Source organism: Pseudoduganella sp. UC29_106, from assembly GCF_044055365.1.
Taxonomy (GTDB): domain Bacteria; phylum Pseudomonadota; class Gammaproteobacteria; order Burkholderiales; family Burkholderiaceae_D; genus Rugamonas.
This window is the reverse complement of record NZ_CP171977.1, coordinates 2,396,240-2,418,235: the sequence shown is the minus strand read 5'-3', so window position 1 is coordinate 2,418,235 and position 21,996 is coordinate 2,396,240. Positions and strand designations below refer to the sequence as shown.

The following is a 21,996-nucleotide window of genomic DNA, read 5'->3' as shown; positions in this document are numbered from 1 at the left end:
AAGCAGAAAAGCAGAGAGAATTTTAGGTAAGCGCATTGCGGCTCCTTCAGTGTTGCAAAATGGCGGGCATGCGCACCGGACCACGGCGCGGAATGAGCCACTCAAGCGCCGCAGCGAATGCCGGCAGCAGCGTGATCGCCGTGACCATATTCACCAGGAACATGAACGTCAGCAGCGCACCCATGTCGGCCTGGAACTTCAGGCTTGAGAAGGTCCAGGTGGCCACGCCGATGGCCAGCGTGATTGCGGTGAACACCGTTGCCAGTCCGGTTTCCTTCAGCGCCCGCTCCAGTGCCTGCGTAAAGGCCAGGCCATGCGACAGCTGTACCTGCAGGCGGTTGTAGATGTAGAACGCGTAGTCGACGCCGATGCCGACAGCCAGCACCATCACCGGCAAGGTCGCTACGGTCAGGCCAATCTCCAGCTCCTTCATGAACCAGTAGCCGATCCAGGTCGCCACCGTCAGCGGCAGGCAGCAGGCCGCCATGGCACGCCAGTCGCGGTAGGCGAGGAAGACCAGGATCAGGATGGCGGCATACACATACGCCATCATCGGCGCCTCGCTGGCCTCCAGCACCTCATTGGTGGCTGCCTGCACGCCAGCGTTGCCGCTGGCAAGGCGCACGGCCACGCCGTCGAGATGGTTGGATGCGCGGAAGTCCTTGACTGCCGCAACCACGCTCTTGATGGTGGTAGCGCGATGGTCCGGCAGGTAGAGGTTCACGCCCTGCACGCGGCAGTCATTGGACGACAGGCCGGCGATCCGGTTGTTCACGCCCTGGAATTGTGAACCCAAGCCGTGCGGGTCACGCGTGACCGTAGCCATCTTCGGATTGCCTTCGTTCAGACCGGCGTTATAGAGCTTGAGCTGGCCGGCCAGCGAATCGGTGGATACCACGCCCGGCACGCTACGCATCTGCCATTCGAAATCGTCCACGAACAGTAGTTGGTCTGCCCGCGAGCACACTCCTCCGGGATGCTGCGGCGTGGCTTCGAAAACCACGGTGAGCCAGTCCAGCCCTACGTCGAAACGGTCGACAATCGCGGCGGCATCCTGGTTGTAGCGCGAATCGGCGCGCAGTTCCGGCGCCCCGCCCTGCAGGCTGCCGACATGGCGGCCCTGGCTTTGCAAGAATGCGAGGCCGAACAGCAGTGCGCCTGCCAGCGTGACCAGCAGGGCATTGCGCGGCTGCGCGATGCGCGCCAGCACGCCCAGCCAGGCGCCGTGGCGCTCGCGGCGCGCCAGCGCTTTCCTTGCAAACTCCGGGGTGAAGTGGAAGTACGAAGCCGCGACCGGCAGCATCATCAGATTGGTGAGGATCTTGTAGCCCACCCCAATTGCCGCCGTAATGGCCAGCTCCCGGATCATGGGAATCGGGATCAGCGTCAGGGTAACGAAGCTCACGAACGCCGTAATCAATGCCAGCGTGCCGGGAATCAGCAAGCCGGGTGAAGCTGCGCCGCGCCGCCACCACGGAATCCGTGCCCTGCGCCACTTCGCGGACGATGAAGTTGATCTGCTGGATGCCGTGCGACACGCCGATTGCGAACACCAGGAAGGGCACCAGGATTGCGAGCGGATCGAGCCCGAAGCCAAGCAGGTGCAGCGTGCCGAATTGCCATACCAGCGACGTCAGAGAACATGCCAGCGGCAGCAGGGTCAGGCGAATCGAACGGCAGTACCAGTAGACCGCGCCCGCCGTCAGCAGGAAGGCAATGGCAAAGAAGCGCGTCACCTCGTCCGAGCGGTCGGCGATATCGCCGATCTGCTTGGCGAATCCGATGATCTCGATCTCCACCTTTGCGTTCTCGAACTGGCGGCGGATCTTGTCTTCGAGCAGGCGGTTGAACTCGATGTAGTCGAGTTTTTTCCCTGTGCGCGGATCGATGTCCACCAGCCCGGCCGTAATCAGCGCGCTGGTCTGGTCGCGCGCCACCAGCGTGCCGATATGGCCGCCGGCCGTGGCGCGCTGGCGCATTTTCGCGATGACGTCGGCCGACAGTTTCGCCGGCACGATATCGCCGCCCGCCACGGGTTCGGCCTGGAAGCCATCTTCCGTGATTTCAGTGAAGAAGACATTGGGCGTCCACAGCGAAGTGACGCTGGTGCGGTCAACGCCGGGCAGATAGGTAAGCGCTTCGGTAACGCGGAGCACCTGAGCCAGGGCCTGCGCATTCCAGATATCGCCCTGCCGCGCATGGACGGCGATGGTCAGCCGGTTTGCACCAAAGAGCTGGTCACGGTACTTGTCGAAAGTCTGGATGTACTCGTGGCCTTGCGGCATCTGCTTCTCGAAGCCTGCCTCGAGATGGAGCCTGGTCGCCAGCATTCCCATCAGCGCAGTAAATACCGCCAGCGCCAGCAGGAATTTGCCGCGCTGCCCGAACAGCGCCTTTTCCAGGCGTGAAATCAGATTGAGCATGATCAGAACGAGGAACTAAGGCTGACGGACATGAAATTGCGGTCGCGCAGCAGGTTGCTCGCACCACCGCCCCAGTTCTGCGTAATGTCGACGCGCAGCTTCGTTTCAGGCTTGGTCTTGAAGTCGAGGGTTGCGCCAAGGACCACAGCGCCCGCGCCTTTGACGAAGCCCGGCGTCGCCGTCGCCGAAATACCGGACAAGCCCTGCGACACCGCGATATCCGGCGACAGTGAGGCCCGCGTGCCGAAGATATTGGGATAGGTCAGCCCGGCCGCGACCACCATGCCCCATGAAGCTTTCGTCGGCAGCCTGTAGTCGGCTGTCGCGGCATAAGGAATGTCCTGGCCGAACTTCAGCTTCGGGTAATAGGCGACAGCCGTTTCAGCGGTGATGGTCCCCTCGCTGGCGCCCAGCGCATGCAGCAGGCCACCCAGCGAACCCGATGGCGACAGGATGTGGATGCCGGTCAGATGCCACTGGTAGTGTTGGGGTGTCGACCCAGCCCTGGCAGCGGTGGCCCAGCGGCGCAACCGTGAAATCGGCCAGCGCATTGCAGTAATGGCGGTTGGCGGGATCGATGACGGCGCTCGGGTCGATCGCCACACCGTCCCTTGGGCGGTAGGACAGCTCGGTGCCGATGGCCCACTCCCCTGCCTGGAAGTTATACGACACGCCGAACAGCTGGCGGTTCCTGCCGTAATCGAGCGCCGCCTCCCAGCCAAATGGATTGCTCGCCGCACCAGTCACCTGGTAGCTCACGAAGGGCACCTTGTCGTTGTAGCGATAGTAGTAAATGCCCAACTCATTGCCGCTGTCGGGGAACTGGTAGCGCAGGGCGGCGCCGCCCTGGCCGTTTTTCGGCATGCGGTCGGCCCCGCGCGGGATGAGGTTCATGTCGGCCGGGGCGCCAATCATTTGCATGAGAGAGGCCGGCAGATACAGGCCACGCCCGCCCCTGCCGAGGAAATCGCTGGTCGAGAAGAAAGTGCCCGGCGCATCGAAGGCAAAGCTGTTCCACTTCCACTGGTAATAGCCTTCGACACCCAGCCCCGGTGCGAGCGCGAAACTGGCCGACACCATGGGCGAAGGAATGAACAGGGTCTTGAGCGGCGTGCCTGGCTGGTGCGCAGCCGGCAGGTACAGGGGATTGATCGAATTGATGCCGCCGGTGATGAACAGGTTTTCGCCCCAGCTCAGCACCTGGTTGCCGACGCGGATGCGCGCTTCCTTGCCGGCGATATCGAATTTCTTGTTGATGTAGGCGTCAAGCCAGCGCGGATTGCCGTCCGCGAAATCCTTCGCGACCGGATCGAGCGGCGTGCGCGTATGGCCAGCCCTGAAGTCCGTGTTGACCACGCCGCGCAGCAGGCCGCTCCAGCCATCGCTGGCGCGCACGAACAGATCCGCCGTATATTGCAGATTGGCCGACGCCACCTGCCCGCGCCTGAAATTCAGGTTGCCGTCATCCTGGTTCAGACGCAGGGTGTCCAGGTTCATGAAGAACGCCGACGGATTGCTCGTTTGCAGCGGCGTCGCTGCGTCACCCACACAACCGCCATTATCATTGCCGATCAAGCCGCACTTCGGTTTCGACGTACGCACGGCTACGCCGAACGATGCCGTGGAATCGAAATTCACAATCCAGCCGTTTTCCAGCGACCATTGGGCGGCCTTGGCCGGCCCATTTCCCATTGCAGCCAGCACCGCCGAGCAAGCCAGCGTCCTGACCATGCGCTTTTGCGCACTCTCACGCACTTTCATTCCCGTCTCCGTTATTGTCTGTATGGTTTTCAGCGGCCCGTTGCCCGGCGCAAGCCGTCCGGCTCGAAAGTGGACGCCTTCACGCGCCCTTCCCGCGCCGCCAGCCAGTCCGGCTCCTTGCGGCCCGCCAGCACCCGGTCAAGCGCCACGCGGCGTGCCACATGGTCATAGCTGCTGTTGGCGGCCCACACGCAGGCCGGGATTTCCCAGGCCATGTACGGGCCCATTTCGGCCGTGCGCCAGACCTTGCCCTGTGCGTCGTACATGTCTTCGACCAGCACCATCCACGTGTCTTCGTCGAGGTAGAAGGTGCGCTTCGGGAAGGTGTGGCGCATACCTTCCTTCAGCGTGGCTTCCACCACCCACACGCGGTGCAGTTCGTAGCGCGTGTGGTCACGGCTGAAGAACTTCGGCTTGGCCACGTCTTCCACCTTGTTGGCGGCGGAATTGAGGCGGTAAGTGTTATAGGGAACGAACAACTCCTTCTTGCCCGCCAGCTTCCAGTCATAGCGGTCCAGGGCACCGTTGAACTGCAGGTACTGGTCGACCACCAGCAGGTTCTCGGTGTTCAGCTGCGGCGCGTCGTACTGGTAGGTCGGGGCGCGGCGCACGCGGCGCTGGCTGGAGAAGTACAGCCAGATATCGTTCGGCTTGGCGAAGTTGTACTGGGCCAGCGTGGCATCGCCGGCGATGGATGCCGGTCCGGTGTAGACGTTCAGCAGGTAGAACTCCACGCCGTTGGCGTCGGCAATTCCCTTGTTCGACGGCGACCACATGGGCGACATTTCCCATTCATCCTGCACGATGGCTTCGCCCAGGCTGTCGCTGCCCTTGGGCGGGATGTAGCCCGCATGGGTGATGTGGAAGCCTTCGCCCTTCCAGTGCAGCTTGTGGTTCCAGATTGCTTGCGCACCGCTGCGTGGAATGGGGAAAGGTACGCCGGCTCCAAGCGCTTCGGAGATGTCCTGGCCATTCGCCGCAAGCCTGGCGCTGGACGCATTCTTCTTCGTTCGTTCATAGTAGAAGTCGGGGAAACCGCAGGAGCGGTGCGTCACATATACGTCCATCCGGTAGCCGGGGACGCTCTTCACCATTTCGGTCTGGCCCGGCGCCAGCTTGTCCTTGTACTGCTCAACGTTGGAGGCGTCGATGCTGAACAGGCGCTTGTCGTTCGCGTATGGGTCGGGACGAGGCGCCCCGGTCTTCCAGCCGGCAGGCGCCTTCATGTCGCCGCCTGTCCATGCCGGAATGGTGCCTTCCTTATTGCCTGCCCGTTCGGCGCCGACCGGTGTCAGGTCCTTGCCGAGCCGCGCTGCATCCTGATCAGGATCGGCCGCGCCGGCCGCTCCACCCAGCACAAGCATCGTGCTGCATAACACTGTCTTGAGGTTCACATCGTCTCCCTTTGTAATATATGTGCGGTCACGACCGCTCGGACAACAAACCAAACTTAGGACAAACGTACAAACATAGGTCGAAAAAAAATGAAGGGACTACTTCTCGCCGCTGCCCGCCACGGCGACAGCGCGGATCTCTATGCACAGGCCCGGCAAGGCCAGCTCCGTCAGGCCTACCGCAGTCCAGGACGGATAGCTACGGGGGAAGAATTCATCCTTTACTTTCGCGAAGGCTTGGACGTCGCGTTGCAGCGCCGTATGGAAAGTCGTGAGTTCGACCACATCGGCCAGCGTTGCTCCGGCTTCCTCCAGGATGTATTTCAGATAGCCGAAGGCCAGCCTGGCCTGTGCTTCCATGCCTTCAGCGGGCTTCATTTCCGCATCCAGGCCAACCTGGCCGGACACCCAGATGATGTCGCCGACGCGGGTCGCTGGCGAGAAATGGAAGGCGTCGTAAAGCGCCTGGGTGCCAGGCGGGATAATCAGTTGCCGCTTCATGATGTGTAAGCCTTTCCGTAGATTTGCCGGTCTTGCAGGACGGCGCGCTGCTCTGCGCGCTCCAGTGCGCAATATGCGTAATACATTTCCACGCACAGGAAGGACCAGGCCAGCCCTGCGAAGATGTAGAAGATCACGTGGTCGGGGGTGTCGCCCGGGATGGTATAGAAGTCATAGATACTGGCGATGGCCTGCGCCGACACCAGCACCAGCACGACACCGATGGCGTGGCCACCTTCGCCCGCATTCAGCAGCCGCTTGGCGAAATAGGCGAGATAGAGCGAGAACGCGGTCCACATCACGAGGTAGAAATAGGGCTTGAGCGGCGCAACGGCAGCTGCCGCCACGAGGACAAGGCCGCCGAGGAACGCCAGCGCAAACAAGGTGACGTCCGCCCTCATCGATGGCTTGTAGCCGTGGGTGACCGCCATCAGGCCCGCAACGGTGATCACGGGTATGCCGAAGCCGCGCGAGAAGGCATCGCAGAAATACGAGATGCTGTAGCTGGATTGCACACCGGCCAGGGCAAAGATCAGGAAGTTCGTTGCGGAGAAAGTGACGATCAGCCATTCGATCCCGAGCAGGTAATTGCCCCGCTTGAGGAACTTCACTCCATAGACGAGCGAAGTCACCACGAGTACCGCAGTCCCGAACAGGAGCATATAGGTCTTGAAGTCCATGGCGCTTACTCCTGCGTCCAGCCGCTCTGGTACAGCTGGCTCGCCAGCACGCCCAGGCGGGAGGTCAGGATATAGTTCTCGCCATCCTCGATCAGCGCAGAGCGCACGTCGCGGAACATTTTCTCGATCGGATACTCCTGCGTGGTGCCATTGCCGCCGAAAAGCTGGAAGGCTTCGTGCGTAATCTTCATCGCCTCTTCCGTCACGCTGACCTTGGCCTGCGCGGTGACATAAGGATGGCTTTGCGGCGACATGCGCGCGAAGGACAGGCTGCGGCGGGCAATCGCGCGCGCCATTTCCAGCCGGCGCAGCATCTCGCCGATGCGCAGATGCGTCATCTGATGGTCGATGAGCAATGAGCCGCCCTGCCTGCGCTCATGGGCATATGCCAGCGCCAGCTCGAACGCTGCGCGCGCCGCACCAACGAAGACCTGGCACATATGGGTTCCTGCGAAAGACCACATCGAAGCCAGGTTGCCCAGGTATTCCTCCTGCAGCGCAATGGCGAAGCGCTTCGGTACCTTGACGTTGTCGAAGTAGATCTCGCCCTGCGGCAGCGCGCGCTGGCCAATCTTCGCCAATGGCTTGCCGCGCGTGATGCCCGGCAGGTCGAGGGGAATGATCATCGCGATGCCGTTGGTGAAGTTGCAGTGCTTGCCGCTGCTGTGGAAGCCGTCGCCATAGTCGGCAGCCATATAGGCCAGCGCAACCTGCGCCACGGAGCCATTCGAAATCCACGCCGAGCTTTGGCCATTGATGGTGATTTCGTCCGCCCCGACCTTGGCGGTGAGGTTGCCGACCGGCTGTTTGCCGTCAGCGGCCAACTCTTCGCGGTACAGGATTGCCGCATCGGAGCCGCGATCGGGCTGGGTGTTGATCCAGCAGCCGATCTTGCCGGCACACATATCGATCAACTCCTGGTTGCCGACGGACTGCGCCATCATCAGCGGCGCGGTGGCGACGCCGATCGAGACAGCCAGGCCGGAATCACCCCAGCCCAGTTCTTCGCCAATCAGCGATTCAATGCGCACCGCCATTTCAGGAGGAAACTGGGAAATCAGTTGCGGGTCGAGACCCAGCTTGGCGGCTTCGAACATCGCGACCCAGTAGGGCGAGCCGGGAGCGATCACGTCCTCCGGCGCCATGCGGTCCAGTTCACGGCCAATGGGGCGCAGCACGTCGCGCGCCAGACGGTGCACGGTGTGCTGGATCGCGCTTTCCTCTTCACTCAAGGGCGTCTCGAAACCGCTCAGCCCCGCCATCGGCAGCGCCGTGGATTTATACAGGCGAATCATTTGGTGTGTCTCCTTTCAATGTTTGGCAACCGGGTCACCAGCCTTGGTTGGCTTCTTCATTTAGGACAGATTACCAAACTTAGGACAAAAGTACAAAGAAATTTTAAAATGATGGCGGCGGACCTGTGGCCCGCCGCCGTCAGGGGTATGCGTTAATGGGGGCCTAGCGCAGCATGCACTCGATGAGCGAGAGCAGTTGGGCGTCCAGGTGGCGCAGGTAATCGCGCTGGCGGCGGCCTGCCCCCGCCTGGAAGGCGATACCGTCAGCCATCGCAATCAGCAGTGTTGCCTTCTGCAGACAGTCGCTCATCTTGAAGGCGGGATTGATCTTGTGGAAGAGCGAGCCGATCTCATTGGTCAGCGTCTCGTACCATTCATCCAGGAGGCGCGAACATTCGGGATCGACCGCGGCCAGGGAAGCGAAATGGCACCAGAGCGCGGAGCTCTCCACGTCCTTTGCATCAATGATCGCCCGCGCCACAAGGCCGGTCAGAGTCTCGCGGGGGACGATGCCGTTCCTGATCGCGTTCCGCAAATCGGCCAGGTATGCTTCAACCACGGGTTCGACGACAGCACGCAGCACTGACAGCCGCGTCGGAAAGTAGTACTGCAGATTGCTGATGCTGATTTCCGCCCGCAGCGCCACTTCGCGCAGGGTGAATTCCAGGCTGCCGCCTTCGAGCAGCAGCTTGCGCGCCGCCTTGACGATGGCGTTGCGCGTCCGCTGGCCCTGCGCACGCAGATCGCGCCGCACTGGTTCGGCGGGAGTTTCCTCGGCTGCGCGGCGCTTTCTCGGCGCGCGCTTCTCGGCGGTGGATACGGTCATCTTGTTGATCTTCAGGCAGGAATAACAGAGCGACATTGTTATGTCGTTTGTCCTATTAAGTCAATGGCCGCCTCGGGGCCCCCAGTGCGCTACCATAGCGATGTGGAGTGTGCCATGACCCGATTGCTCACCGTTTTCCTTGCCGCCTTGCTGGCATTTCTGGCGCTTCCTGCAGGGGCGGCGGAGATCGTACGCGTGTGCAGCGACGACCAGCCGCATCCACCTTTCTATTTTCCCGACCGGGAAGGAACGGTGCAGTTGCTGCTCCAAATGGCCGCGAAGCGCGCCGGCGTCGACCTGCAGATCGTGCCAATGCCGGTGCGGCGATGCGAGGCCGAAATACAAAACGGCGGCGCCGATGCGATTGCGGTAGCGGAATTCGAGCCGGAAGCGCTCAACAGGTATGTCTTCCCTCTGCGCAATGGTCGCGCCGACTCTGCAAAGTCGGTCGCAACCACGAGTGCCCTGGTATTCCGTTGCAAAGGCTGCCGCGCCTCCTGGGATGGCAAGCGCTTCGCCCATCTGAACAGCCCGGTGCTTGCCCAGACGGGCCATGTCTTTATCACACGCCGCCTCGAATCGATGCACATACCTTTCGATAGCGGCGCGGCGGCTGCCGAGCAAAACTTCCTGAAGCTGATCGGCAAGCGCGGCGAACTGGCCATCCTGCCGCAGCACGACGGCCTGGCATTGCTGCGCGAGCCGAAGTGGGCGGACAAAATCGAGGCCCTGGCGGCGCCCTTCGCTACCGAGGAATTCTTCCTCGTGTTTTCGAAACGCTACTTTGAGGCCAAGGCGCCGGTTGCCGAGGCGCTATGGCAGGCGATCGCTGATCTCAATACCTCGCGGGAATACAGGCAAGCAGTCCGAAAAATGCAGAAGTAGACCAATCCGCCAGCGGCCGCTCGCTCCAGGCTCCGCTTCAGCGTTTCTCCAGTTGCGCGCGCACCCTCTCCGCGCTGATGCCGACCTGCTTGACCAGAAGTAGCAGCCGGTCGCGTGTGATCCCCAGTTCCTCGGTCCAGTAACGCATTTCACGCTCTTCATTGATGTTAATGCGGGAGCGGTCCCGCGGGCCACGTTTGGACAGATCGTTAGCCATGATTCTCTCCTCGATGCATTTGCAACCAGCCTATGCGCGGTCGGCGCGCATGCTCGGTGCGCGCACGCACGGATGAGCGCTGATCAGGCGGCGCTAGGCGCAACCCTGGTCAAGCCCATGTGCTCGCCCACTTCCGGAATTGGGCAGCCGGCATCGGCATGCTGATGAAATAGCCTTGCGCAACGTCGCAGCCGAGCACTTCCAGCCGCTCCCAGATCGACTGGTTCTCCACGCCCTCGGCAACCACCTTCAACCCCAGGTTGTGGGACAGCTCAATGGTGGAGCGGACAATGACCGCGGAATCGTCGCTGCGCGCCATGGGCCGGACGAAGGACTGGTCGATCTTGACGGCATCGACCGGCAGCCTTTGCAGATAGGACAGGCCGGACTGGCCAGTGCCGAAATCATCGATCGAGAGTTGCACGCCCAGCTGCTTCAGCTGGGTCAGCGTTTCGAGCGCACCGATCGGGTCCACCATCAAGGCGCTTTCAGTGAGCTCGAACTGAATCAGCTCGGGAGCAATGCCGGAATCGGCAAACAGGCGGCGCACATTGTCGATCAAGCCAGGATCGTAGAGATCGAGCGCGGACAAATTGACCGCCAGAGGCCATGCCAGCCCTTCCTCCTGCCACAGGGAGCATTGCCGGAAAGCCGCTTCCAGCATCCAGTTGGTCAATGGCGTGATCGTGCCCGCCTGTTCGGCCAGGGGAATGAATTCCGACGGCGAGATCATGCCTTTCAGCGGATGAAGCCAGCGCACCAGGGCTTCCGCGCCACACACGTGGCGCGAGCTCATGTCGGCCTTGGGCTGGCAATACAGGCGCAGCTCGTGATGCTCGATGGCGCGGTGCAAATCCCCCATCAGCGCCAGGCGCCGCGTATGCTCCTTTTCCTGGCCGCCGGTATAGATGGCGTAGCCGCCGCGGGTGGGTTTCGCCTGGTGCACAGCGGCGCTCGCGCGCCGCGCCAGGGAATCCGCATCCGGCGCGTGGGCAGGGAACACGGCGATGCCGATGCCTACGCGCGCATCCAGCGTAAGGTCGGACACTTCCACCGGCTTGCGCAACGTGCTTATCAGCCGTTGCGCCACCTGGACTGCTTCGTCGGCGTCGGCGTGCGGCAGCAAGAGGGCGAACTCTGCTTCGCCCACGCGGGCCAGCGTTTCCCCCTCCTGCACGGCATGCCCCAGCCTCGCGCCAAGTTCCAGCAGCAGCTTGTCGCCGGAGCTGTATCCAAGTACTTTGTTGATGTCGTAAAAATGGCCCACTTCCAGATGCAAAAGAGCAAGCGAGTGATGGTCCTCCCGGGCGGCGGCGATTGCCGACTCCAGCTCTTCCATCAGGAGCGAGCGATTCGGCAGGCCGGTCAAGGCATCGTAGTACGCCAGGCGGGCAATCATGGCTTGCGCTTCCTCGCGCTGGATGCGCATGCGCAGGTTGGCGATGCCATAGGCCAGATCGTCCGCCAGATCGCTGAGCAGCTTGACTTCGGGCTCGTCGAAGGCATCCGAATCGCCTGCGGCCATGATCAGGGCGCCCAGTACCTGTCCCTCTATACGCAGGGGAAATGCGCTCACCGAAGCATAACCAACCCGGATCGCACGATCGCGAATCGTTGCATAGGCAGGACCGTCGTAGACAGGGTCAGTCAGCAGATGGCGGTCGACGACAGGCTTGCCCGTTCGGATCGCGATGCCGGTCGCGGTTTGCCCCAGTTCATTATCTTCCCAGGTGAAATTCGCGGCATTGAGATCGGCTGCATCGGTACCGACGGTGATCATCCAGCGGATGGTCTTTTCCGCGTTTTGTTCGGCGTAGGCCACGGAAGCGAGGCGGTAGCCGCCCGTCTTCACGATGACGTGGCACATTTCGCGCAGCAGCTGCTCCTCGTCCGAAGCCCGCAGGAGGGTTCGGTTACCAGCGCTTAAGGTCGCGAGCGCCCTGGCAATGCGCGCCAGCTCACGCCCGTCCGCTTCAGCTGTTTCATCAGGAATATTTGCCATCGCTCCGATCCCGCGTGTGACAATTTCATTATATTCCCTAACTCTTCAATCAAAGAAACAGCTGAAACCGGCATTTAGTGGCTATCGACGGCGGCGGCACCCTGGCTTGCACGTCCCGCTCGCGCCACGGCACCAAGCCTGACAACCGATAACAACTCGGGGAATTCAACAGGCTTGGTCAGAACAACGCTGAATCCCGCATCCAGGGCCTGCTTCGCGACACCCTTATCACTCCAGCCGGTCAACGCGATCATGATCGGGCATGCTTCGCCAAACATTTCCATCATGGCTTCAGCAAGGTCAAAGCCACTCATGCCGGGCATGGCCAGGTCGGACACCACGATTGAGGGCAAATGGCGACGAGCAGCAGCGAGCCCCTCTTCTCCGCCCAGCGCCCTTTGAACCCTCCAGCCACTTTGCAGAAAAAGCGCGCCCAGCGAATCCACAGCCTCTCGCTTATAGTCAATTATCAGGATCGTATTTTCCATAAGCATCATCCGCTGGTTCCGCAGTAAAAAGGGGCTATTGCCAATTAATAAACGCCCTGTCCAGATGATAAATGCTCAATAGCAAACCCGTAGCCGGACAAAATCCCCCCTTGATGTAGGAATATTCTGACGCGCCGGGACGCACAGCGCATCAGAAACCGTGCGTCAGCGAGAAACGCAGGGAACGCGACTCGATCGGGTGGAAATGGAAATCGTCCACCGGCGCCGTCTCGCCCTTCAGTCGGGAAGCATAGTAATAATCGATCGCGGAAGCACGCCGGTTTGTCAGGTTGAAGACCTCGAGCTCAAGGTGCGTGGTCTTGCCGAGTTTGTAGCCCACGCGGCCATTCAGCGTCATCGTGGCTGCTGAACGCGCGCTGTTGTCCTCGATGAGCGGGCGCGGTCCGAACCAGCGCAGCCGCAATGCGCCAGACCACGGGCCTTCCGGCGTAACGGTTACCGCCAACTGGGCCGTTCCTTCCACTGCCCCCGGGACGTAGTCGCCAGCCGCGTCCGCGTTGCGATAGCGGGCGCGCGCGTAGGCAAGGTCTGCGTCCAGCGACAGCCATTTGACCGGCTTGTAATAGTTCGAAAATTCGATGCCATAGCGGCGGCTCGGGCGGCCTGCCTCGGTGCTTCCCGCGTCGCCGACGAATACCAGTTCAGAGTCGAAATCCAGCCGGAACAGGGATAAGGACGTCTGCAGCCCAGGAAGCCATTCGCTGCGCACGCCAAGATCGAGTCCGCGCGAGCGGGCCAGCGGCGTGACCCGCTCGACCGCTTCGTTGGCCTTCGGATCGACCGTGATGACGGTGCCGCGCGCATCATTGCTGTGGAAGCCGTTGCCGGCATTGACGAAAAATTCGGTGCTGGCCCAGGGGCCGAGAATCAGGCTGAGGCTGGGCGAAACCAGCGTGTCGTTTGCCTTGCCGGAGTTCGCGGCGCGGTCGCCCTCGACGTCGAATCGGTAGTGATCCGCACGCAGGCCGGCAACGGTGCGCAAGGCTGGCGTCCAGCGGGTCTGGTTCTCCACATAGACCGCTCCGCTGGTTTCGACGATGTGGTCCTGGCGTGTCATTCCGATCACCTGGCGCGCCTTCGTGTGATACAGGCCGTTATGGATATTGTCGTTCTGTGCGGTGACGCCAACCGTGGTTGTCGACATGATCGCGTCGCCGCGGAAGCGCCAGGCATGACTGGCATCGAAGCCGCTGGTGACGCGGCGGTCCGGTTGCGCGACCTGGTCGCCGTTGACCGGGTCGTCCATGTAGTACGTGGTATTCGAAAACAGATCGAGGCGGTTTGCGATGACATAGGCGGAGGCCCGCGTCGTGTAATCATCGGTCGTGCGCTGCCAGGCCCCGGACAGGCTGTAGCGGTGGGCGCTGCCGCCATCGGTCGGATCAACCGCATCGAAGCGGCCGAGCGTGCCATTGTCCACGGCGCGCCGCGGGATCTGGTCGGTGGCGTTCCAGTGCGCGCCATATGCCATCGCCGTGATGTGGAAACCATTGTTCGAGTAGCCCTCGCTGTAGCGCAGCACGCCATTCAGCTTGCGATAGTTGTCGCCGCGGGTGAACGGGCCGTTGTTATGCATTACCTCTAGCGCATACAGTAGATTGCCGCTGCCGGACGGGAGCTCACGCGTGTCCGCGATCAGGGCGCGGCCGAAGCCGTTCTGGCCGACCGTCAGGTTCGCAATGCCCGTGGCGAGGCGGTTCGCGTAGGTCAGCGTCGTAGCGCCGGCGGAGCCGAAGTCGCCGGTCTCGGCGGAGTAAGCGCCTTTCCTGTAGTCGAGCCGCGCCGTCAGTTCCGGGATAACGAAGTTGAGATCCGTCCAGCCCTGGCCGTGCGCGTGGCTGCGCTGATTCACGGGCATGTCGTCCACGGTCGTGCGCAGATCGGTGCCGTGGTCGAGGTTGAAGCCACGCAGGTAGAACTGGTTGGCCTTGCCCTCGCCGCTGTGCTGGCTGACGATCAGGCCAGGTGTGGCCTCGAGCAGTTCGCCGGGACGGTATGTGGTGCGGGCCTGCAGCTGGCTTTGCGTGACGCTGCCCTCTGCCGCGGAATCGGCCATGCCGAGCTGGCTGATGCGGGAGCCATCGACCACGACGCGCAGCGCAAGCTGGTCGTCGGCATGGGCGCCCCAGGCGCTGGCGGCCATGGCAAGTGGCAGGATTTTCTTTTTCATGGTGCTGATACGCTTGATGAGGGTGAAATGCTGATGCTGCTTTTCCGGGCCGGCTCGATCAGCATCAACTTGCCGGTCTTCGGATCGCGGAACACCTCGCCAACACGGTCATAGCCGCTGTCATCCTGGGTGATGCCATCGGCCGGCCGCTCGATCTGCTTGCCCTTCTCTACCGGCTGCGGAGATTTCAGTGCGCCGTTCGCGCCGGCGATCGCGGCAATCAGGCCGCAGGCGAAAACCAGCATGACATCGACCAGGTTCACGAGGCTGGCGCGCGGGTCTTCATCGCTGTGGTCGAAGCGGGCATCGAGGTGGGAATACAGCCGCAGGCGCTTGCGGGCGGGTTTGTCGTTCATGCCGCGTGCTCCATCGCGTCCAGCGTTTCTTCGTACCAGCGGCGGCGCAGCTTGCCGATCACGAGGCCGCCAATGCCGGCCACCAGGCCCAGCACGGTCGCATCGAATGCCACCGTGACGGCGCTCGCCAGCTTGGCGGGATCGCCGGCGCCCAGCGCGGCCAGGCCCGGGCCCAGCGGGATGATCGTGGCCATCAGTCCCAGCATCGGCGGGATGCGCGCCAGCAGGTCGGCGCGCTCGAGGCGGTGGCGGGCCAGCGCCTGCACCTGGACCACATCACCGCCGGCCCGCAGCCGGTCCAGGCCATGGAAGCGTTCGCCGACTGCGATGCCGGCCTCCACAAGCGCGATCACGCAGGCGACCAGCAGCGCGCCCAGCGACGGCATCAGCAGCCAGTTGACCGCGTCATGCAGCCAGGCGAACGAAAACGATTCAATCATGTGGGACTCCTTGCAGGTTGAGGGGCCTGGCGACCGCGCCACAAGCCCAGCGCAAACAGCGCAGAGCCGGTGGCGAGGGACGCCAGCAGTTGGATGATCTGTATGGCGGGCGGCACAGCGGCCTGGGCTTGTTCGTGCAGCTCATAGACGCGCGCAGTGCCCGTCGGTTCCGATGCAGGTGCATGCGCCCCGACTGGTGCGACCTGCGCATTGACGACGCGTGCGGATCTGCCGTGCGTTGGCGCTGGATGAAGCGTGCTTGCTGCGGGGGCCGTGAGCATGTCGCCGCGCGCCTTCGCCAGCGCCACGCCGAGCGCCTGTGCGTCCGCACCATCCAGCTGCGGCGCCAGCCATGCCCACATCGGGTGATCGGGGGCGGTGTGGCCGCTGCCCGGCAGGCCATTCCGGACCACCAGCCGCGCCAGTTCGCCGCCCATGCGCCTGACGGTGGCAGGGTCGGTCTTCCAGTAACCTTTTTCGGCGGCCACCATGAAAATGGCCAGCATGTGCGCCTTGACGTGCGCGTTATGCTGCTGGCCGAGGAATTGCGGCAAGCCCAGCTTGTGGGCGTCGTCGAAGTACACCGACTTCACTTCGTCCCATGCCCAGTTCTTCACCAGGTCGGGACGCGTTACCTGCCAGCCCCACAGGTTCTCCAGGAATTCCTGGCCCATGGTGCGCGCACCGGCGTAGCCGTGCCCCATCAGCGGCTTGAGCCAGGCTGGATTAAGGAAGCGGCCGCGCAATTCGCCGAGCAGGGCCGACGCCAGCGGCTCTACGTCGGCGCGGCCAGGCTGGGCATGCTGCAGGATCATCGCTTCCGGCACGCGGCCGGTGCGCCCTTCCACCGCCAGCGACAGACCGCCGAGGTAGTCGAAGGCGTCATTGTTGTCGAGCAGTCCGTACAGATTGCTGGCGCGGCCGTGGTAGCTGCGTTCGATGCCGTCCAGCGCCACGTCGAAGGCAGCGTGGCTGGCCTCACCGCTGGCGTCCAGGCCATAGGCGTGCCCCATGCGGTTGCGGTAGGCGCGGCCAATCTCATCGCGCTCGCGCCAGGCGCCGGAGCGCTCGGTCAGGCGGTTGACGCCGGCGCCGTATGCGCCCGGCGCGTCGCCGAACACGCGCTGCGCGGCGGCGCGTCCGGCGTCGGCGACGGACATGCCGCCACCCGCCAATGCGTGCTGTCGCAGCAACCATTGTTGCGCCACCCGATTGCGCGCCGGCTCTTCGCTGCCCATGCCACACCGGGCAGCGGCGCCAGCGCCGCCTGCAAGGCCTCTTTCAAGGCTGGATCCCGCTCGGCCAGGGCGCCGGCCGAAGCGGCCAGCGCCAGGCGTCCGGCGCGGTCGATCAGGCGGATCAGGTTCGGATACAGGTCGCGGAACAGGCCGGAGGTGGTCACCAGCGCGTCGCGCCGCACTGCGCCGGGCTTGAGCCGCACGTCGGTGACGATGCCGCGTGCATTCCATACCGGCTCGGCGCCCATCATGGCCAGCGCGAACGCCACCATCACGCCTTCGTCGCGCACGGCGTCCGACGCCCACAGGATGATGCCCTCGCTGCCCTTGGCCGAAGTGTCGCGGGCGTCGGCCTTGGCGGCCATGCGCTCACCCAGCTGGTAGCCCAGCCGCGTGGGCAGGATATCGCCGTCAACCGCATGGAAATTGCGCCCGGTGGGCAGCGCTTCGGGCGAGCGCAGCGGGTCATTGCCCTTGCCCGGCTCGATGAACTGCCCATCCAGGCCGGCCAGCAGCGCCGCCATCTCGCGGCGCGGCGAATCGGCGAGGCTGGCGGCGATGTCCGGGCCGTCGATGCCGCCCTTCTTCATCGAATCGAGCATCAGGCCGATCGATTCCTGTTTCCAGGGACGGCCGAAAATATGCAGGCCATGCGGCATGAACTTTTCCTGCAGCTTGGTCAGGTAGTGACCCACCTCGTGTGCCAGCAGATCGTCATCGGCCGCATCGAAGCCGATGCCGCGCACGGCCAGCACGTCGGCCATGGACGCTTCCAGTTCGGCCTTCAGGTTCAGCGCCGTGACGCGCTCGCGCATCAGTGCCGCGGCCTGGGATTTCAGCGACTCCGAGCTGGCGGCTTCATAGCTCTCGACCACCTGGCGTAGCGCCAGCAGCTCGTCGTACAGCGGCGTGCTGGCCAGCGGCGGCGTCAGGTGATCAACGATGACCGCCAGGCCGCGCCGCTTCGCCTGCGTGCCCTCCCCTACGCCATCGACGATATAGGGATAGATGCCGGGCAGGTCGCCGGCGATCAGGCTCGGATAGTCGTCGGAGCTCAGGCCGACCGCTTTACCGGGCAGGAATTCGTAGGTGGAATGGCGGCCTATATGCACCAGCGCGTCGGCCTTGAAACGGTCGCGCACCCAATGGTAGTAGGCGAGGTACTGGTGCGGCGGCGTGATGCTGGTGTTCGCGTGCAGCAGTTCCTCGTCCACTTCCCAGCCGCGCGGCGGCTGCGGCCCGATGAACACATTGCCGAACACCAGGCCGGGCACCAGCAGCTTGCCGCTGTCGACCATGATCCTGCCGGGCGCCGCGCCCCAACCTTTGAGGCCTTCGATGCCGTAGCCGGCAAGGCGCTTGCTGAGCGGCGCGAGCGCTGCGCAAGGACGGGCTGCGCGCACCTCCAGGCAGGCGCGGTAGCCTTCCGCCAGCGCCGCCAGGTCACGGATTGCGGCTTCGCGCTGCGGATGGTCCGCGCCTTCCACCAGGTGCTGCAATTCCTTGATGATGACGTCGGCCTGCTTGCGGCCAAGGTTCCGCTCGCCGCTTGTTTCGGCTTCCAGCACGTCGGCATGCAGGCGGCCCAGCAGGCCGCTGGTCATTTCGCCCTGCACGCGCGGCGGCAGCGTGCCGAACCAGCGCGCGTATTCCGCTGCGCTGACGCTGTTCACCGTACCGCTTAATTCGCGCAAGGCGGCGCGGTCTTCCGGCAGGTTGACGCCGTGCGCCATGATCATGTCCAGCAGCGCTTGCGGCGACTCGGGCAAGGCGCCCACCGTATAGCCGGCGTTCTTCATCGCGTGCAGCATGTCGAACAGCGAGGCCGGCACGTCCAGGTTGTCGGCGCCGATATTCTGCCGCCCCGGCGGGTGGTTGTAATAGATCAGCGCCACCCGCTTGTCGCGGTTGGCCTTGGCGCGCAATGCCAGCCAGCGGCTGACGCGTGCGGTCAGCCTGTCGGCCTCCACGGGCAGCACCACGGGCGGACGGTTCTCGAGTACCGGTCAGCTTGTCGCGCTGCGCCTGGCCCAGCGCTGCGATCACGATCGGCTGGCCGATGCCTTGCAACTCCGGCAGCGCCACGCGGTATTGCACCGAGTCCGGCGGCAAGCCATCCGGCGACAGATGCCATTGCAGCGCGGTGCGGTCGGACAGGCGAATCGCCTTGAAGACCGGCACATTCAACCGCTTCAGCGCTTCCGTGACGGCTTCGCGTCCTTCAGCTGCGCCCACGACGAAGTCCGCAGCACCACCAGCGCGGCCGGCTGGGCCGGCGCAAGCAGCTCGGCAGGCGCTCCAGTGCCTCGCGCGAGGCGCCGCCCCAGCGCGTGAGCACCTGCACGCAGGACTGGCCCCGCTGTTCGATGCGCTGGCAGACTGCCGCGGGCACCATGCTGTCCATATTCGACAGGTCGAGCACCACCACGGTGGGCTGGGCCTTCAGTCCCAGTTGCGCGGCATTGCCCGAAGCGCCCGCATCGGTCAGTTCGCGCCGGCCGACGCGCAGGCGCAACGTGGGTTCGGGCTGGGGGCTGGCCAGCGCCACGGTCGGATCAAGCAGATGCGCGAACAGCGCTGCCGTGTTGTCGGCGCAGCCCGCCTGCCACAGCTGGCGCGCAGCCAGCCAGTGGCTCGCGGCGGCATGGGCCTGTGCCGCTTTGAGGGCCGCTGCCGGTGGCGCTTCCGTCGACAGTTCCCGCAACAACTCGGGCGAAAAATCATGCAGGCCGCCGCGCGCGCTGCGGCTCATCAGACTGAGGCCAGCCTCTCCGTCGAAGGCTAAAACGGTGGTTTGTGCTCGGGCGTGGCGCGGCAAGGCGTCCTTCAGGCGGCGCGCCGGGTCTCCGAACAGGGAAACCGCCAGCACGCTGTCGGCCTGTCTGATCCAGAGGCCGGCGTCGGCATCACTCGCCGCCATCCACTGGGCAGGCGTGCGTAACACGAGTGCGGTCCCGCGGATGGCTGGCCAGATGGCGATGCGCCGCCTCGATCGCCGCCGGAGCGGCGCGCTCAGTCACAATGGCAAACAAGGTGGCTGCCTGGCCGTACGCGCTGGTGAGAACGCATAGCAGTGCTGCGAGAATCCGCACGAAAGTAGAAGTGCTCAATTTGACATTGACCGGTAACGCGCGCCTGGCGCGCATGAACACAGGCTGCTGCGTTTTTCCATGCCGGACGGGCACACGCGCGTGGCGCGGGCGCGATATGGCGACCGCACAATGCGGCTGCGCTGCAGGCAAAGGAAGAAACAACGAACAACCACCACGCAAAACCTCACCCCGGGTTTTGCGCAAGCAATCGTGACTGGCCGGTCTTCTGGCTTGCCGTCATCCTCCTTTGCACCTGCCTTCCCGTGCTAAGCACAGTGGCGTTCGATCAAAGTCGTCAGGCATACAGCAGCGGGGGCTGCGCCGGACTGGCATGCGATGAAAATCCCATGCGTCACCGGCTTCCCGTTTCACCCTCCGGCTGAAAAGCTGGAGGGCACCATTCACTGAATCAGCGGTATTTTAACTGCATTGCGGATTATTGCCAAAATTGCGGTGGAGAGTGATTCAACTGCCGCGCAGCGAGCCAGATTTGCGAAAAATTAGCTTGCTCCGATAAGGCGGTTTTGCGTACACTGGCCGAATGACACCGCTGTCATCCACAAACAATTAATCGATGGAGACAAACTTGATTCACTCAAGCACCGCGCAGCTCCGTTTCAATTGTCCGCTCCCCTTCCTTGCCCGCGCCTGCGTGGCAATGTTTGCGATCGCGGCTGCCACACAGACGATGGCCGGCGAGAGTCCGGCCAAGCCACAATATCTGGAGACACCGCCCAACGAAAAGCCGAGGGTAGTGATCACGGCCGATCCTGAACTCGACGATTCGAACTCGATGGTTCGGTTTCTGCTATACAGCTCGGATTTCCGTACCGAAGGGCTGATCTATGCCAGCAGCCAGTTTCATTGGACCGGCGACGGCAAAGGGACCAGGCTGTCAGTGCCAACTCGCGAGTACACCCTTTTTGGCCTGAAGCTCTGCCCTTGCACATCGTGGCGCTGGGCGCCGGGAGAGCGTTTCATTGATGACGCCGTGGAGAATTACGCCAAGGCCTATCCGAACCTGCGCGTCCACAACCACGACTATCCGGCCCCAGAGGTACTGAAGTCGAAGATCCGCTGGGGCAATGTGCAGTTCGACGGCGAGATGGAGCATGACACGCCTGGTTCGGACCTTATCAAAGCACTGCTGCTCGATAATGAGGAGTCGCCAATTTACCTGCATGCCTGGGGAGGCCAAAGCACCATCGCCCGTGCGCTGAAATCGATCGAGGAACAGTACCAGGGATCGCCGCAGTGGGCATCGATCCGCGCCAAAGTAATCCGCAAGGCCGTCATCCACCCGTCGGGCGACCAGGACGATACCTACGCCAATTACATCAAGCCCGACTGGCCCGACATCCGCTATCGCCTGCTGGCGGGCGGGGTCCCGCTGGGCTATGCGACACAGTCGAGGGTGGGCGAAGACGATGCTGCCTACTTTACGGTGGACTGGACCAAGTCCAATATTCTCGACCGCGGCCCGCTTGGCGCATCCTACCGCGTATGGGGCGATGGCAAGCACATGGTGCAGAACGACATCTTCGACTATTTCGGCATTGCGGGAAAATCCGCCGAGGAGCTGAAAAAGGAAGGTTATATCGTCTGGACACCACCGCGCGCAAAAGGCGAATTCCTGGCTGAAGGCGACACGCCAACGTTCCTCAACCTGCTCGATAACGGCTTGCGCGGCTACCGCGGCGACAGCTTCGGCGGCTGGGCGGGCACCCCGAACAACGGCCCCACGAGGAGCTTTGCTGTGCTGCTCAAGGCAATGGAAGCCAACATCGCCAATCCGCCCCCGCCGCGCCCCATCGAGCGCGCGCCCACGCATCCGTTCCTGGCAGCGGCACAGCGCGATTTCGCAGCCCGGCTTCAGTGGGCGACAACAGCGAACTTTGCCGGCGCCAACCATAATCCGATGATCGCCCTGGCAGGCCCGCAGCTGATCCGGGCGAAGGCGGGGCAGCGGATCACGCTTCGCGCGAAGACGTCCGATCCGGATGGCAACGCGGTCACTCTGAAGTGGTGGCGCTGGGAGGAGGCGGACGGTTACAAAGGGGCGGTGCGGCTCGAACCACTTGATCATGGCGTGAGTTTCGTCGTGCCGGCGGAGACGAAACCGGATGACATGATTCAGGTGATCGCCGAAGCGACCGACAATGGCTCGCCGGCCCTGACGCACTACGAAAAGTAGTGATTGTCGTGAC

Annotated in this window: 16 protein-coding genes, 3 pseudogenes and 1 riboswitch; of the genes and pseudogenes, 2 read left to right on the top strand and 17 right to left on the bottom strand. The window is 63.3% G+C overall.

Annotation, left to right across the window (positions count from 1 at the left end; genetic code table 11):
• Positions 1–46: 46 nt before the first annotated feature.
• The 7 genes and pseudogenes from ACHMW6_RS12550 to ACHMW6_RS12520 all read right to left on the bottom strand — a co-directional run bounded on the left by ACHMW6_RS12550 (position 47) and on the right by ACHMW6_RS12520 (position 8,916).
• Positions 47–2,423, bottom strand: a pseudogene (locus tag ACHMW6_RS12550) (RND family transporter).
• Positions 2,424–2,425: 2 nt separating this feature from the next.
• Positions 2,426–4,115 (bottom strand): annotated as a pseudogene (locus ACHMW6_RS12545) (DUF1302 domain-containing protein).
• A gap of 98 nt (positions 4,116–4,213) precedes the next feature.
• Complete coding sequence (locus ACHMW6_RS12540; RefSeq protein ID WP_395407412.1) at positions 4,214–5,578, bottom strand: DUF1329 domain-containing protein; 1,365 nt, start codon at positions 5,576–5,578, stop codon at positions 4,214–4,216.
• A 99-nt stretch (positions 5,579–5,677) separates the two neighbouring features.
• Positions 5,678–6,079: a RidA family protein gene (locus tag ACHMW6_RS12535; RefSeq protein WP_395407411.1), complete on the bottom strand. Its 402-nt coding sequence runs from the start codon at positions 6,077–6,079 to the stop codon at positions 5,678–5,680.
• Positions 6,076–6,759: a hypothetical protein gene (locus tag ACHMW6_RS12530; protein ID WP_395407410.1), complete on the bottom strand. Its 684-nt coding sequence runs from the start codon at positions 6,757–6,759 to the stop codon at positions 6,076–6,078. The genes ACHMW6_RS12535 and ACHMW6_RS12530 overlap by 4 nt, the downstream gene beginning before the upstream one ends.
• A 5-nt stretch (positions 6,760–6,764) precedes the next feature.
• Positions 6,765–8,054 carry an acyl-CoA dehydrogenase family protein gene (locus ACHMW6_RS12525; protein WP_395407409.1) on the bottom strand — a complete coding sequence of 430 codons (1,290 nt, stop codon included), beginning with the start codon at positions 8,052–8,054 and terminating at the stop codon, positions 6,765–6,767.
• 163 nt (positions 8,055–8,217) lie between these two features.
• Positions 8,218–8,916, bottom strand: coding sequence for a TetR/AcrR family transcriptional regulator (locus ACHMW6_RS12520; RefSeq protein ID WP_395407408.1), 699 nt, complete (start codon positions 8,914–8,916; stop codon positions 8,218–8,220).
• 48 nt (positions 8,917–8,964) lie between these two features.
• On the opposite strand from ACHMW6_RS12520, the gene ACHMW6_RS12515 reads away from it, so the two are divergent.
• Entirely contained in the window at positions 8,965–9,765 is an 801-nt protein-coding gene (locus ACHMW6_RS12515; protein WP_395407407.1) for a hypothetical protein, read from the top strand.
• 37 nt (positions 9,766–9,802) lie between these two features.
• Here ACHMW6_RS12515 and ACHMW6_RS12510 read toward each other — a convergent pair whose 3' ends face one another.
• The 10 genes and pseudogenes from ACHMW6_RS12510 to ACHMW6_RS12465 all read right to left on the bottom strand — a co-directional run bounded on the left by ACHMW6_RS12510 (position 9,803) and on the right by ACHMW6_RS12465 (position 19,641).
• Positions 9,803–9,982 (bottom strand): DUF3606 domain-containing protein, encoded by a 180-nt coding sequence (locus ACHMW6_RS12510; protein WP_395407406.1) that lies wholly within the window; start codon positions 9,980–9,982, stop codon positions 9,803–9,805.
• Positions 9,983–10,091: 109 nt separating this feature from the next.
• Entirely contained in the window at positions 10,092–11,984 is a 1,893-nt protein-coding gene (locus ACHMW6_RS12505) for a putative bifunctional diguanylate cyclase/phosphodiesterase (RefSeq protein WP_395407405.1), read from the bottom strand.
• Between the two features lie 74 nt (positions 11,985–12,058).
• Positions 12,059–12,472: a response regulator gene (locus ACHMW6_RS12500; RefSeq protein ID WP_395407404.1), complete on the bottom strand. Its 414-nt coding sequence runs from the start codon at positions 12,470–12,472 to the stop codon at positions 12,059–12,061.
• Between the two features lie 151 nt (positions 12,473–12,623).
• The gene (locus ACHMW6_RS12495) at positions 12,624–14,663 is read right to left on the bottom strand and encodes a TonB-dependent receptor (protein ID WP_395407403.1); all 2,040 of its coding nucleotides are present in this window, start codon (positions 14,661–14,663) and stop codon (positions 12,624–12,626) included.
• Positions 14,660–15,019 carry a hypothetical protein gene (locus ACHMW6_RS12490; protein ID WP_395407402.1) on the bottom strand — a complete coding sequence of 120 codons (360 nt, stop codon included), beginning with the start codon at positions 15,017–15,019 and terminating at the stop codon, positions 14,660–14,662. Before ACHMW6_RS12490 ends, ACHMW6_RS12495 begins: the two co-directional genes overlap by 4 nt.
• The gene (locus tag ACHMW6_RS12485; protein ID WP_395407401.1) at positions 15,016–15,459 is read right to left on the bottom strand and encodes a MotA/TolQ/ExbB proton channel family protein; all 444 of its coding nucleotides are present in this window, start codon (positions 15,457–15,459) and stop codon (positions 15,016–15,018) included. The genes ACHMW6_RS12490 and ACHMW6_RS12485 overlap by 4 nt, the downstream gene beginning before the upstream one ends.
• Entirely contained in the window at positions 15,456–16,634 is a 1,179-nt protein-coding gene (locus tag ACHMW6_RS12480; RefSeq protein ID WP_395408596.1) for a cobaltochelatase subunit CobN, read from the bottom strand. Before ACHMW6_RS12480 ends, ACHMW6_RS12485 begins: the two co-directional genes overlap by 4 nt.
• Positions 16,532–18,679, bottom strand: coding sequence for a cobaltochelatase subunit CobN (locus tag ACHMW6_RS12475; RefSeq protein WP_395407400.1), 2,148 nt, complete (start codon positions 18,677–18,679; stop codon positions 16,532–16,534). The genes ACHMW6_RS12480 and ACHMW6_RS12475 overlap by 103 nt, the downstream gene beginning before the upstream one ends.
• Before the next feature lie 82 nt (positions 18,680–18,761).
• Positions 18,762–18,878: pseudogene (locus ACHMW6_RS12470) on the bottom strand (hypothetical protein); the annotation flags it as partial.
• Between the two features lie 40 nt (positions 18,879–18,918).
• Positions 18,919–19,641, bottom strand: a complete 723-nt coding sequence (locus tag ACHMW6_RS12465) for a hypothetical protein (RefSeq protein WP_395407399.1) — start codon at positions 19,639–19,641, stop codon at positions 18,919–18,921.
• A gap of 346 nt (positions 19,642–19,987) precedes the next feature.
• A riboswitch (cobalamin riboswitch) is annotated at positions 19,988–20,206 on the bottom strand.
• 169 nt (positions 20,207–20,375) lie between these two features.
• Between ACHMW6_RS12465 and ACHMW6_RS12460 the strand changes: the two genes are divergently transcribed.
• Positions 20,376–21,983 (top strand): DUF1593 domain-containing protein, encoded by a 1,608-nt coding sequence (locus ACHMW6_RS12460; protein ID WP_395407398.1) that lies wholly within the window; start codon positions 20,376–20,378, stop codon positions 21,981–21,983.
• The last annotated feature ends 13 nt before the right edge of the window (positions 21,984–21,996 follow it).

Coding starts and splice junctions, on each gene's coding strand:
- ACHMW6_RS12535 (WP_395407411.1), bottom strand. CDS start 6,079: ATGAAGCGGCAACTGATTATCCCGCCTGGCACCCAGGCGCTTTACGAC.
- ACHMW6_RS12530 (WP_395407410.1), bottom strand. CDS start 6,759: ATGGACTTCAAGACCTATATGCTCCTGTTCGGGACTGCGGTACTCGTG.
- ACHMW6_RS12525 (WP_395407409.1), bottom strand. CDS start 8,054: ATGATTCGCCTGTATAAATCCACGGCGCTGCCGATGGCGGGGCTGAGC.
- ACHMW6_RS12520 (WP_395407408.1), bottom strand. CDS start 8,916: ATGTCGCTCTGTTATTCCTGCCTGAAGATCAACAAGATGACCGTATCC.
- ACHMW6_RS12510 (WP_395407406.1), bottom strand. CDS start 9,982: ATGGCTAACGATCTGTCCAAACGTGGCCCGCGGGACCGCTCCCGCATT.
- ACHMW6_RS12505 (WP_395407405.1), bottom strand. CDS start 11,984: ATGGCAAATATTCCTGATGAAACAGCTGAAGCGGACGGGCGTGAGCTG.
- ACHMW6_RS12500 (WP_395407404.1), bottom strand. CDS start 12,472: ATGGAAAATACGATCCTGATAATTGACTATAAGCGAGAGGCTGTGGAT.
- ACHMW6_RS12495 (WP_395407403.1), bottom strand. CDS start 14,663: ATGAAAAAGAAAATCCTGCCACTTGCCATGGCCGCCAGCGCCTGGGGC.
- ACHMW6_RS12490 (WP_395407402.1), bottom strand. CDS start 15,019: ATGAACGACAAACCCGCCCGCAAGCGCCTGCGGCTGTATTCCCACCTC.
- ACHMW6_RS12485 (WP_395407401.1), bottom strand. CDS start 15,459: ATGATTGAATCGTTTTCGTTCGCCTGGCTGCATGACGCGGTCAACTGG.